The organism is Pseudoalteromonas sp. 2CM36K (assembly GCF_023161865.1).
Classification (GTDB): Bacteria; Pseudomonadota; Gammaproteobacteria; order Enterobacterales; family Alteromonadaceae; genus Pseudoalteromonas; species Pseudoalteromonas tetraodonis.
Genome location: NZ_JALNTK010000006.1, coordinates 63,024 through 76,264 on the forward strand (window position 1 = coordinate 63,024; position 13,241 = coordinate 76,264).

Annotated in this window: 13 protein-coding genes; 6 read left to right on the plus strand and 7 right to left on the minus strand. The window is 39.9% G+C overall.

Features of this window, described 5'->3' with window-relative positions; translation table 11 throughout:
* Positions 1 to 26: 26 nt before the first annotated feature.
* The 5 genes from fur to MTN97_RS05210 form a co-directional block, all read right to left on the minus strand.
* Positions 27 to 470, minus strand: a complete 444-nt coding sequence (gene fur / locus MTN97_RS05190; RefSeq protein WP_036982608.1) for a ferric iron uptake transcriptional regulator — start codon at positions 468 to 470, stop codon at positions 27 to 29.
* Between the two features lie 182 nt (positions 471 to 652).
* Positions 653 to 1,180, minus strand: a complete 528-nt coding sequence (fldA, locus tag MTN97_RS05195; protein WP_036982610.1) for a flavodoxin FldA — start codon at positions 1,178 to 1,180, stop codon at positions 653 to 655.
* 13 nt (positions 1,181 to 1,193) lie between these two features.
* Positions 1,194 to 1,472, minus strand: coding sequence for a LexA regulated protein (gene ybfE, locus MTN97_RS05200; RefSeq protein WP_008113775.1), 279 nt, complete (start codon positions 1,470 to 1,472; stop codon positions 1,194 to 1,196).
* A 2-nt stretch (positions 1,473 to 1,474) separates the two neighbouring features.
* Positions 1,475 to 1,696 carry a DUF2788 domain-containing protein gene (locus tag MTN97_RS05205; protein WP_008113777.1) on the minus strand — a complete coding sequence of 74 codons (222 nt, stop codon included), beginning with the start codon at positions 1,694 to 1,696 and terminating at the stop codon, positions 1,475 to 1,477.
* A 95-nt stretch (positions 1,697 to 1,791) separates the two neighbouring features.
* Complete coding sequence (locus tag MTN97_RS05210) at positions 1,792 to 2,559, minus strand: alpha/beta fold hydrolase (RefSeq protein WP_248473833.1); 768 nt, start codon at positions 2,557 to 2,559, stop codon at positions 1,792 to 1,794.
* Positions 2,560 to 2,873: 314 nt separating this feature from the next.
* On the opposite strand from MTN97_RS05210, the gene seqA reads away from it, so the two are divergent.
* From seqA to MTN97_RS05240, 6 genes are all read left to right on the plus strand, one after another.
* Positions 2,874 to 3,458 carry a replication initiation negative regulator SeqA gene (seqA, locus tag MTN97_RS05215; RefSeq protein ID WP_036982615.1) on the plus strand — a complete coding sequence of 195 codons (585 nt, stop codon included), beginning with the start codon at positions 2,874 to 2,876 and terminating at the stop codon, positions 3,456 to 3,458.
* 9 nt (positions 3,459 to 3,467) lie between these two features.
* A complete protein-coding gene (gene pgm, locus MTN97_RS05220) occupies positions 3,468 to 5,105 on the plus strand; it encodes a phosphoglucomutase (alpha-D-glucose-1,6-bisphosphate-dependent) (protein ID WP_248473834.1) in 1,638 nt (545 codons plus the stop codon).
* A gap of 82 nt (positions 5,106 to 5,187) precedes the next feature.
* Positions 5,188 to 6,240: a succinylglutamate desuccinylase gene (gene astE / locus MTN97_RS05225; protein ID WP_214553197.1), complete on the plus strand. Its 1,053-nt coding sequence runs from the start codon at positions 5,188 to 5,190 to the stop codon at positions 6,238 to 6,240.
* A gap of 265 nt (positions 6,241 to 6,505) precedes the next feature.
* The gene (locus MTN97_RS05230; protein ID WP_013465000.1) at positions 6,506 to 7,720 is read left to right on the plus strand and encodes a thiamine pyrophosphate-dependent dehydrogenase E1 component subunit alpha; all 1,215 of its coding nucleotides are present in this window, start codon (positions 6,506 to 6,508) and stop codon (positions 7,718 to 7,720) included.
* The gene (locus tag MTN97_RS05235; protein ID WP_013464999.1) at positions 7,720 to 8,697 is read left to right on the plus strand and encodes an alpha-ketoacid dehydrogenase subunit beta; all 978 of its coding nucleotides are present in this window, start codon (positions 7,720 to 7,722) and stop codon (positions 8,695 to 8,697) included. The genes MTN97_RS05230 and MTN97_RS05235 overlap by 1 nt, the downstream gene beginning before the upstream one ends.
* An 8-nt stretch (positions 8,698 to 8,705) precedes the next feature.
* Complete coding sequence (locus MTN97_RS05240) at positions 8,706 to 10,274, plus strand: dihydrolipoyllysine-residue acetyltransferase (protein WP_248473835.1); 1,569 nt, start codon at positions 8,706 to 8,708, stop codon at positions 10,272 to 10,274.
* Between the two features lie 80 nt (positions 10,275 to 10,354).
* On the opposite strand, the gene MTN97_RS05245 is transcribed toward MTN97_RS05240, so the two are convergent.
* Entirely contained in the window at positions 10,355 to 11,524 is a 1,170-nt protein-coding gene (locus MTN97_RS05245) for a putative manganese transporter (protein WP_248473836.1), read from the minus strand.
* 85 nt (positions 11,525 to 11,609) lie between these two features.
* Positions 11,610 to 13,238, minus strand: a complete 1,629-nt coding sequence (locus tag MTN97_RS05250) for a M28 family metallopeptidase (RefSeq protein WP_024603030.1) — start codon at positions 13,236 to 13,238, stop codon at positions 11,610 to 11,612.
* Positions 13,239 to 13,241: the final 3 nt, after the last annotated feature.

Consider the following 13,241-nt stretch of genomic DNA (forward strand, 5'->3'; position numbering starts at 1 on the left):
TTTTTTTTATTAAACTAAATAGGCTTTTAACTATTGCTTTGCGCAAACGCTTTACACACGTCTTTATCTTCACATTCGCCATATAGGTAAAGAGAGTGATTGGTCAGCTTAATACCGTTTTCTTCAGCTATTTCAAGTTGACGACGTTCAATTAAATCATCTTCAAATTCAACAACCTTGCCACATTTTAAACACACTAAGTGGTCATGGTGAGTGCTGCCAGAAAGTTCAAATACTGACTTACCGCCTTCAAAGTGGTGACGGCTCACAATTCCTGCATCATCAAATTGATTTAAAACACGGTAAACAGTCGCAAGACCAATTTCTTCGCCTAGATCTAATAAAACCTTGTAAACATCTTCAGCGCTTATGTGTTGGTTATCTGGAGATTGAAGAATCTCTAAAATTTTAATACGCGGTAAAGTTACCTTTAGCCCGGCTTTTTTAAGTTCCAAGTTATGATCAGTCATTAAATCTGTCTCAATTTTATTTAGTTATACTAGACATCTTGCAAGATGTACTCGTCACAATAACAGTTAGGATAACGTGCCTTAGCAGGAAGTGCAAAGAACAAGTGATCTATATCAATATTAACGCGGAAAATGCTAACTGTTTGATAATATTTTAAACAGTTAGCATTAAAAAGGGGGGATTAATCTGCTAACTCACTTAAGCACATTTCATCATATACCTGAGCACACCATTGCTTAACGCGCTGCTCAGTCAATTCTGGCTGACGGTCTTCATCAATACCTAAACCAACAAAATGCTTGTCATCAGCCATGGCTTTTGATGCTTCAAAATCATAACTGTCTGTAGGCCAATGGCCTACAACAATAGCGCCACGTTCTGTTACGATATCGTTAATCATGCCCATAGCATCTAAGAAGTATTCTGCATAGTCTTCTTGGTCGCCACAGCCAAAAATAGCCACTAATTTACCTTCAAAGCTTATTTCTTCAAGTTCAGGAAAAAAATCATCCCAATCACATTGCGCTTCACCATAGTACCAAGTTGGAATACCGAATAAGATCAGATCAAACTCAGCAATCTCTTCTTTAGAGCTTTTTGCAATGTCATGCACAGCAACGAGCTTTTTACCCAATTCTTTTTGGATCATTTTTGCTACGTGTTCTGTGTTACCTGTGTCACTTCCGAAAAAAATGCCTACACTTGCCATGGATTTAAACCTTTTATCTATCAATAGCCAATCTTTCTTGTAAAATTGTTTCGATCAACGCACTGCGGCTAATATTTTGTGCATCTGCCATATCACTCAGTGCCTGATACAGCTGTGACGAAACTTTAAATTCAACACGCTTTAAACCACGTGCCTTATCTCTTTTTATTTGATTACGTTTATTAACCTTTAACTGCATATCCCGAGGAAGGGGATTCGTTTTAGGTCTACCTGGACGTTTCTCGTATTCAAATAAATCAAGCGTTGTTCTATCTGTTTCTGACTTGGCCATGCTTAACCTACACCCGCACCTTGCCAAAATACCTGAATAAGTCCTTTGGCAATAAAGCCAGAGCAACCTAAAAAGAGTACCAGCCACACAATATAACGACCAAATTTAGGCACATTGCCGCTTTTCAGTACGTCTTTAATTGCCAAGCCGATAAAAATAAAAATACCTGCTAAGCCAAAATACAACCCTAAGGTATCAAATTCGTTAATAAACTGACTGACCATCGACGTATAACCTTTAAATTAGACGGCGCGTACTATAGCACATAAATCTTTAATTATTTAGTGTGATAAATCAAAAACACGCCATAAAAATAACATTAAACTGCAGTTAAAAAATCATTGATTGCTTTGTTTACAGCCTGTGGTTTTTGGGCATGTAACCAATGACCCGCACCATGAATAATTTTTGCACTGACGTTTTTAAATAGCGCATTAATCGCTTCGCGATGCTCGGTTAAAATGTAGTCAGAGTCATTACCTTTAATAAACAGAGTTTCGCACAAACAAGAATTATTTGCATTAATGTTTGCGATAATAGTTGAATATTTATCATCGAGCACAGGTAGATTAAACCGCCAAACAAAGTGCCCATCATCATTTTTATATAAGCTTTTTAATAAAAACTGACGTACACCTAACTCCTCTATATACGGTTGCATTACTAAATCAGCTTGCTTTCTATCACTAATATCTGCATTTTTTACTGCATTTAAAGCCTCAAGTATTTGAGTATGGCGCGCAGGGTAGCTCACAGGCGCAATATCAAGAACCACTAGTTTATCGACTAAATCAGTATGGTTCAGTGTTATTTGCATCGCCACTTTGCCGCCCATAGAGTGCCCAACCAGATGCGCTTTTTGTATGTGTAATGCCGTCATTAATTCAACAACATCATTAGCCATTGCAGTATAATCCATTTCATCGCTGTGGGGGGAAAGGCCATGATTACGTAAATCAACGTTGGTTACACAAAAATGCTCGCTTAATGGTTTTGCAATCACATTAAGGTTTTCTAAAGAGCCAAACAGTCCATGGATCAAAATAACATTTGGACCTTGACCAATTTGTTTGTAATTTAATTGCATAGACGTCTCCTTCAATTTTGCGCATAGTTTGCCGAGCATTACCCTAAAAAGCAAAAAATACAGATATTATTTAAACGTTATGTACAAATATACCTAGCTCCCTGATTATTTGGTCGATATTAATTATTTATATGTTAAGGCAGTGAGGGTTTAAAAGTGATTTATACTCGTCATAGGTTTTAAAACTGGAGTTACTATTATTTGTAATAATGTCTTGCCTAAATCGCTTTTAATTCCAACGACGCTCGCATCTTGAGGTGATTTGGGTATAATCATATCGAAAGAAAAATGTGACCCGTAATGACAGGAAGAACATGAAACAAATCGACATAGACGACGAGTTATATCAGTACATTGCAAGCAACACACAGAGTATTGGTGAGAGTGCATCCACTATTTTACGTCGTTTATTAAATCTTAACGGCGAAAAAATTAACACCACTAAACAAGACACTGATCATAAAAATGAAACCGTTAGTGTGTCTAATTCACCATTAGAACAACCAATAGCAGACGTTGAACAGCCAACCCAAGTGGCAAAACCGCCGGTAAATAAAAAAAATGCAAACGTATTTAATATTTTAAATAAAGAAGAATTGGCGATGCAAAAAGGCGTTGTAGGTCGTTTCTTATTTATTTTAAGTGCATTTTATCGAACCCATAAAACAGATTTCTCTGCGGTGCTAGATATTAAAGGTCGAGATCGTGTTTATTTTGCGACCAGTAAAGAAGACTTAGTGAATAGCGGTAGTAGTATGAACCCAAAAAATATCACTGACAGTGAATATTGGGTGATGACCAATTCTAATACCACGCGTAAAAAAATGATGCTGCATGAAGTTGCACTTAGTTTAGGCTATAGCAACGAGCAAGCTGAAAAAATTCGTGATTATCTTTAAGGAAAGACCATGGCAATTCATTCCGGCGCAGGTAAAACTGCACCACAATCGGCTTTAGTGAATGTACCAAAGTTAGTGTCTGCGTATTATTTAAATGAGCCTGACTTAGAGCAAAACCCCGAGCATTGTGTTGCATTTGGCACCTCAGGGCATCGAGGCTGTGCCTACGATGTAAAATTTAACGAATCACACATATTATCAATTACCCAAGCTATTTGTGATTACAGAAAACAGAACGATATATTTGGTCCGTTATTTTTAGGTAAAGATACCCACGCACTGAGCGAGGCGGCCTTTAACTCAGCAATTGAAGTGTTGGTTGCTAATGAAGTCCAAGTGATCACCCAAGAAAATGGTGACTTTACTCCAACGCCAGTTATTAGCCATGCTATTGTTAGCTATAATAAAAATCATCCAAATGAGCTTGCCGATGGCATTGTAGTGACTCCATCTCATAATCCACCAGAAGATGGCGGTTTTAAATATAACCCGCCCAATGGCGGTCCTGCAGATACAGACGTTACAAAATGGATTGAAGACAGAGCCAATCAATTATTATTAGAAGACTTAGTTGAAGTAGAACTGTTTCCTTTTGCTAAAGCTTCACGTTCTGGTTTTATTCGCTACGAAGACTTAATGACGCCTTATATTGATGATTTAAAAAACATTATTAATTTAAAAGCGATTAGCGATGCAGGCATCAAGATTGGTGTTGATCCATTAGGTGGCTCAGGCATTAACTTTTGGCCAGTGATTGCGCAAAAATATAATTTAGATTTAACGGTCGTTAATGACAGTGTTGATCCGCGTTTTGCATTTATGCCGCTTGATAAAGATGGCAAAATTCGTATGGATTGCTCATCACCTTATTCAATGGCTAATTTAATTGCCCTTAAAGATGATTTTGATTTATCGATTGGTAATGACCCTGATTATGACCGTCACGGCATAGTAACACCAGATGGGTTAATGAATCCTAATCACTTTTTAGCCGTAGCGATTGACTATTTACTAACGCATCGTGATTGGGATGCCAGTGTTGAAATCGGTAAAACCCTTGTTTCTAGCTCAATGATTGACAAAGTAACTGAGCGCAACAAGCGTAAAGTAAAAGAAGTACCCGTTGGCTTTAAATGGTTTGTTGAGGGTTTAAACAAAGGCAAATTGGCCTTTGGTGGTGAAGAAAGCGCTGGTGCGGCTTTCTTACGTTTTGATGGCACGGTTTGGTGTACAGATAAAGATGGCTTTATTATGGGGTTGCTCGCCGCTGAAATTCTTGCAGTTACGGGTAAAACCCCGTCTGCGCTGTATAAAGAACTAGAGCAAGAGTTTGGTGCGCCACTTTATAAACGCCTAGATGCGCCAGCAACGCCTGAGCAAAAGTCGAGATTAAAAGCACTCAGTGCTGATGACGTAAAAGCAGATACCTTAGCGGGTGAGCCTATTTTACAAAAGCTAACTCATGCGCCAGGTAATAATGCAGCTATTGGTGGGCTAAAAGTGGTAACTGAAAGCGGCTGGTTTGCGGCGCGTCCGTCAGGTACAGAAGATATTTATAAAATTTACTTAGAATCATTTAAAGGCGAAGAGCACTTAACCTTATTAGAAAAAGAAGCTAAAAAACTGGTTGATTCAGTGATTAGCTAATATGCAATTACAACTAAAAACGGCTGATTTTATCAGCCGTTTTTGTATCTATAATTTACAAAAAAAAAGGGCTTTTATCGGTATGTCAGCCACTGCAGAATATATTAATCAATTAAAACAAGATGGTGATTTTTTAACGCTTTCGCGAAACCATGAATGGCATTTAGAGGCAGGTCAGTTTACGCTTAACAACCAGACTAAAGTAACCATTCACGATACCGGAGTGATTGAGTTTGAACCAGATTGTATTACGTCAAAAAATGTGGTGCTATCCAGTGCCATTCATGGCAATGAGACAGCCCCCATTGAAATTTGCGATGAACTCATTAAACACATTATTAGTGGGCAACTTAAATTACAACAGCGTGTTTTATTTATTTTTGGTAATCCTAAGTCAATTAATATTGGTAAACGATTTGTAGAAGAGAACTTAAACCGCTTGTTTAACGGCCACCACACTGTTGATGGTATAGCGATGAACGACGAACGCGTTCGCGCTGATAAACTTGAGCAATATGTTAGCGATTTTTATGCGCGTTCAGAGCAGGGTACGTATCGCTGTCATTATGATTTACATACCGCTATACGCGGTTCTAAAAACGAAAAATTTGCTGTTTACCCATTCTTACATGGCAAGCCTTGGAAAAAGTCGCAACTGCAGTTCTTATTAAGCTGTGGTGTAAATACAGTATTGATGATGAAGTCGCCTGCTACCACGTTTAGCTACTATTCGTCGTTTGTGCATGGGGCTGACTCATTTACTGTGGAGCTTGGGCAAGTGAAACCCTTTGGTGAAAACGACATGTCACGCTTTGCAAAAACAAAACAAACTCTAACTGCATTAATTAGCCAAAAAGAAGTAAAATACCCAGAATTTAATGCAAGCGACTTTGAGTTGTTTTCTGTTCATCGTACTATTAACCGCACAGAGCAAAACTTTAGTTTTCCGTTTTCTGACGATGCCGAGAATTTTACAGGGTTTGCAAAGGGTGAGCTTTTAGCCACCGATGGCGATAATGCCATATATGCCGACGTAGAAGGAGAAGCAATTATTTTTCCTAACGCACAGGTTGCCATTGGGCAACGTGCATTACTCACGGTAGTCCCTATGCAAGTGGATAGCCGCTTTAGCTAAATCAACACATCAGACCACTTGTTATGAAAGCTTAACCAGCTGATTAATAAGTGGTTAATTATATGTATAGTTAACTTGCCAGTTTTTTGCTCATTATTTACTTTTGTTTGGTCACAGTTTTGTTGAATAACACTTTACGTTAACGTAAAGTGTTGGCAGCTTTAATTAAATACAGTGCAGATGTTGCAAAGTTTATTCAGCAACTATCACCCATAATAATAATCCAAAGGGGCGCTGTGATACCGACAACAAAAGAAGGTAGGTTATGAGTAATCCCAATAACGTATCGCTGAATATTAATCATGAGCTTGAGTTTATTGATGGCCACGCACTTAATATTCCAACCCTGAGTATTTTAACTGAGGACGGCGACATTCATCCTAGTGCTCCTGCACCTGATATTTCTAAACACACCGCTATTAAATTATACGAAACCATGCGTTTTATTCGTTTGCTTGATGAACGTATGCAGGGTGCTCAACGCCAAGGCCGCGTCAGCTTTTACATGCAATGTTTAGGGGAAGAAGCGGCGGTAACAGCCTCTGCTGCAGCCCTTGAACAAGATGACATGATCATGGCGCAATATCGTGAACAAGCAGCCTTGCACTACCGTGGATTTACCCTTGATCAATTTATGAACCAAATGTTTTCTAATGAATTAGATTTAGGTAAAGGCCGTCAAATGCCGATTCATTATGGTTCTAAAGCACTTAACTACATGACCATTTCATCACCTTTGGGAACACAAATTCCACAGGCTACGGGTTACGCATATGGTCAAAAAGTAAAACACATTGATGCTAAAACAGGTGAACTAGCAAGTACTATTGATAACGTTACTATTTGTTATTTTGGTGAAGGGGCTGCTTCAGAAGGTGACTTTCATGCAGGCTTAAATATGGCTGCAGTACATAAAGCACCGGTTATCTTTTTTGCACGTAATAATGGTTATGCTATTTCAACCCCAGCCGATGAGCAATTTAAAGGCGATGGGATTGCATCGCGTGGTGTGGGTTATGGTATTAAAACCATTCGTGTTGATGGCAGTGATGCGCTCGCCGTTTACGCGGCAACTAAAAAAGCTCGCAAAATTGCTGCGACACAAGGTGAACCGGTATTAATTGAATCGATAGCGTATCGTTTAGGTGCGCATTCAACATCAGATGATCCAAGCGGTTACCGTTCAAAAGATGAAGAAGCAAACTATAAAACATGCCCAATTGAGCGATTTAGAAAATGGTTAGTAAAACAAAATTGGTTAGATGACGCAGAAGATATCAAAGCGAAAGAAACAATTCGTGATGATATTTTAGCGGCACTCAAACGTGCTGAAGTAATTGATAAGCCGGCGTTAGAAGAGCTAATTTCAGATGTTTACGATACGCCAATTCCATCTCTACAACGTCAATATGATGAACTTAAAACGCACATAAAAGCACATCCAGACGCCTACCCAACAACAGCAGGGAGAATTAAGTAATGGCTAAAATGAACATGCTACATGCAATTAATTCTGCTTTAGATATCACCATGAATGAACATCCTCAAGCGTGTATTTTTGGTGAAGACGTGGGTTATTTTGGCGGTGTTTTTAGAGCAACATCAGGGTTACAAGAAAAGTACGGTAAGCATCGCGTATTCAATACCCCGCTCACAGAGCAAGGTATTTTAGGCTTTGCTAATGGTTTGGCAGCCTTTGGTGCACCTGCATTGGCAGAGATTCAATTTGCTGATTACATCTTTCCTGCGTTTGACCAAATAGTGAATGAATCTGCTAAGTTTCGTTATCGTAGTGGTAATGAGTTTAATGTGGGTAATCTAACGATTCGTACACCTTACGGTGGCGGTATTGCTGGTGGTTTGTATCACTCGCAATCGCCAGAAGCGTACTTTGCTCACACGCCAGGGTTAAAAATTGTCGTGCCGCGTAACCCGTACCAAGCTAAAGGCTTACTGCGTGCGTGTATTAAAGACGACAACCCGGTGTTATTTTTTGAGCCCAAACGTTTATACCGCGCTTCAACTGGTGAAGTGCCTGAAGAAGATTACAGCATTGAACTTGGTAAAGCTGAAGTGGTTCAAGAGGGTACTGACGTTACTTTACTAGCGTGGGGTGCACAAATGGAAATTATAGAAGCAGCGGCAAAACAAGCCAGTGAACAGGGCATTAGCTGTGAAGTAATTGACCTTCGCAGTATTTTACCGTGGGATGTTGAAACGATTGCTAAATCAGTGACTAAAACAGGCCGACTTATTGTTAGTCATGAAGCACCTATTACCAACGGCTTTGGCGCAGAAATAGCCGCAACCATCGCTCAAGAGTGTTTTCTGCATTTAGAGTCGCCTATTTTACGTGTTTGTGGTCTAGATACGCCATACCCGCTGGCGCTCGAAAAAGAATATGTTCCAGATGCATTAAAAGTAATGGCCGCAATTAAACAATCAGTGAACTTTTAGGGGTTTCCATGGCTAAAGATTTTATATTACCCGACATTGGTGAAGGCATAGTTGAATGCGAAGTAGTCGAATGGCTGGTACAAGAGGGCGACACTGTAAAAGAAGATCAGCCTATTTGTGATGTGATGACAGATAAAGCCTTAGTGCAAATTCCAGCGGCACACGATGGGGTGATCACTAAGCTGCATTGTAAAAAAGGCGATATTGCTAAAGTACATGCGCCGTTATTTGCAATGGATGTGGCTGGAGAAGCGCCTAGTGAAGAGGCTGAAACATCTTCTTCACCAACAAGTGCTCGTGAACACTTAGAAGACTTTATTTTACCCGACATTGGTGAGGGTATTGTTGAGTGTGAAATTGTTGAATGGTTAGTGGCAGAGGGCGATGAAATAGAAGAAGATCAAGCCGTTTGTGATGTAATGACCGATAAAGCGCTAGTACAAATACCGGCTAAATACACAGGTACAGTGCAAAAGCTGTATTATCAAAAAGGTGAAATTGCAAAGGTGCATAGCCCACTATTTCAAATGACGATTGCAGGGCAAGCAGCAAAAGAAGATGTTGATGTTAACCAAGCTGTTGTAAAAGCACAAAGTAACGCAACGTCAGACTTACCCGCTAAGCAAACGCAAACTGCTATAGTTAACGAAAAAGCGGTTGCATCACCGGCGGTTAGGCGTAAAGCGCGTGAGCTTGACGTTGATTTAACCTGCGTACCAGGTAGTGGTAAAAATGGCCGTATTTATAAAGAAGATATTGAAGCGTTTATAAAAAATGAAGTGCCATCTGGCATGGATACCTCTGAGCTTAACAAGCCACAAACGACTCAGAGTAAAAGCACTCGTAGTACTGGACACGCAACTAGTTCGGGTGGAACGCGAACAGAAGCAATTAAAGGGATTAAAGCGGCCATGGCAAAACAAATGGTGGCGTCGGTTTCTACTATTCCACATTTTACCTACAGTGATGAAATTGACTTAACTGCTTTAATTGCACTTCGAACTGATCTTAAAGAGCAATATAAAGCACAGGGCGTTAAACTTACGATGATGCCGTTTTTTATTAAGGCGTTATCCTTGGCAATGACTGAATTCCCGGTACTTAACTCAAAAGTAAACGATGATTGCAGTGAAATTACCTACTACGATGATCACAATATTGGGGTTGCAGTGGATTCTAAAGTGGGCTTATTAGTACCAAATATTAAAGCCTGCCAAACTAAAAGTATTGTAGAGGTAGCTAATAATTTAACGCAATTAACTGACTCAGCTCGAGAAGGCCGCGTAGCACCAGATGATTTAAAAGGCGGTACTATTAGTATTTCCAATATTGGTGCGATTGGTGGCACTATAGCTACGCCAATTATTAATAAGCCAGAAGTGGCGATTGTTGCCTTAGGTAAATTACAGCACCTTCCGCGCTTTGACGAGCAAGGGCAAGTGGTATCGCGTGCAATTATGCAAGTAAGTTGGTCAGGGGATCACCGCGTAATTGATGGCGGCACTATCGCGCGCTTTAATAATTTATGGAAAGAATACTTAGAGCAGCCAGCTAAAATGGTGATGGCAATGCGCTAAGTCTTCATATTCATTTATAAATTAAAAAACCAGCAACTAGCTGGTTTTTTAATAACTTAATAAATAAAAGCTAGACTGATTTAGCTCAGAAAATACAGGCCATAACCAACCATTAATGCCGGTATGGCGGTATAAATTGTAGCAATAATAGCCGCTTTGGGTGTCATTGCAATGGCTGGGAAAAGCGCATCGCCATCGTTGGAAATGGCGTTTGCTGCTAAAGCACTAAACGGTATCACACCTTGAATGTATAACGTGGTCACAATGATTTGCGGCCCACAACCGGGTAAAAAACCAATTAATACCGCAATTAAAGGTGCTAAATAGGCATAATTTACAAACCATGTTTTTAAATCAAGACCAAACACTGTCACCAATAGTTCAAATAATATAAAGGAAGCAACCACCCACGCGGTTACAAAATGCGTATCTTGCAGTACTTTTGTGAATTGTGAAGGTGGACTGCATATATCCTCTTCTGAGGTTACTTCTTTATAGCTTTCACCTTTTGAAGATAACGCCCACATAAATACGACAAACAACGCCATTAATGCGCCAAAATGAGTAACAGTGATTGTGGTGTACTGTCCAAATTGGCTCAAATCAATATTAAAAGCGAGTAAAAAGGCAATGAGTAACCCCGGAATAATAGCGATGTACCAAATAGGCTTACTGAGCGTAATTATTTTCGTCGGTAAAAGGGTAACTTGTGGTGTGTGCTTTTGATCAGTTGGGCATAAGTAGCCTGTTTTATGAAGTGTGTTGACGATTAAACCCGTTACTGAGCCAACCACAAACCCTATTGTCATGATGGTTAAACCCTCGGTAGGGCGAGTCGCTAATAATAAAAACGCGGCATCACCCATAGTGGCCGTTAATACAGCAACAATTGCGCCAAAGCTAGCTTGGCCTTTTGTAAATTGAGTCACTACAATAATCGCGCCACCACAGCCTGGTAACATACCTAAAAAAGCAGCAAAGCTGACCTCTAATACCGGTGACTTAGCATTTAGGTAACGAAGCTCTAGTTGGGGTAAATGATCAATTGCGTAGTAGTAAATAAATAAGGTCGCAACAACAAACACACTGACTTGAAAAAAAGCATCACTGAGCGCAGTAATTGTTATGGCGCGTAAGCTGGACAGGGCTAAACAGGCTAAAATTAACAGCGGTAAAATTAGGCGTTTATTTTGATGAAAAACACGTTTTGCAGCTGGCGAAATAACTCCTAAATGAGATGTTAAAAACATACAGTACGACCTAACTAAAGAATGAGATCGCACTGTACTATTTTATTAAATGATAATCAATATCATTTACATGTTGGCGCAGTAGTTACTTTTTACGTTGAAACTCTGAGTTTTCATTCCACGTAGGCCACTGAGTTTGTTGTGAAATATCAAACCCTACTTTATAAAATAATTGTAAATCTTGAACCGCACCTGATAAATCCCACTCATCACGGTATCTATCACAAGGTTGGTGGTAACAACCACGCAGTACTAAGCTCATACGCTTACGGTAATTTGCAGTTTCATCGTCAAACGCTTGTGTACCGCCACCGGCATACATGGCAGGAACACCCATATTAGCAAAGGCAAAGTGATCTGAGCGGTAGTAACCACCTGAAGATGGTTTAGGGTCGCCCGATACTGTTCTGCCTTGCTCTTTGGCCGCAGTTGCTAACAGCTCATCCATTTGTGATTTACCAATACCCACCACACTAATATCTTTTACTTTACCTAATAGGTTTAAGCTGTCCATATTAATATTTGCAACGGTTTTATTAGCTGGAATAACTGGATTCGCAGCATAATATTTCGAGCCTAATAAACCTTGCTCTTCAGCGGTTACCGCTAAAAAGGTCATTGAACGGTCAGGGCGTTTACCTAGTTTGGTAAAGGCTTCGGCAACTTCTATCATACCGGCTGTACCTGTTGCGTTATCGTGTGCGCCGTTATAAATTTGATCGCCTTTACGGTTTTTATCCGTTCCTAAATGATCCCAATGCGCAGAGTAAATAATATGCTCATCGGGTGTTTTACTACCAGGAAGAGTGGCAATAAAGTTATAAGATACCGATTTTTTGATGGTGTTTTTTACATTCACAGTGGCTGTTAAATCGCCCATATCAACATGGTAAGCACCTTTGGCGGCGTTTGCTTTGGCGGTTTCAAAATCAAGGCCTGCTTTAGAAAAAAGCTCTTTTGCTACATCAACAGTAACCCAACCTTCAACAGCAACACGGTCCATATTATTGTTTTCTTTTACGAAACCAAATTGTTCGCCACTCCATGAGTTCTCAACCACAGACCAAGGGTAAGACGCTGGAGCAGTTTCATGAATAATAATAGCGCCTGCAGCGCCTTGACGGCTTGCTTCTTCGTATTTGTAAGTCCAACGCCCGTAATAGGTCATTGCATCGCCGGTGAATAAAGCAGGATCTTTAGTTGCAAAACCCGGATCGTTTACCAGCATAACAACGGTTTTACCTTTAACATCTAGGCCTTCGTAATCATTCCAGTTATATTCAGGTGCGTTAACACCGTAGCCCACAAATACAAGCTCCGAGTTTTCAATTCCTTCTTGCGCACTAATACGGCTGCTGCCCATAACCATGTCTTTTTTGTATTGGTAGTCTTTACCGCCAATATTAAGCACCATATCAGAGTCAGCTTCTAACGATACAAGCGGCACTTCTTGGAAAAAGCTGTCGCCATTACCCGGCTCAAAGCCTAAAGCAGTAAATTCTTTTGTTAAGTAATCAAGCGTAAGCTTTTCACCTTCAGATGAAGGAGCACGTCCACCAAATTCATCAGAAGCTAACACTTTTACATGCTTAGCAATTTCATCCGCTTGAATGCTGTTGTAGCCTTTAGCGACATCATCAGAGGTGATACTTGTTGTTGCACAGCCGGCTAAAATTGCCGTTGTTATTAGGGTCAAAGAAAAATAACGTTTCATATT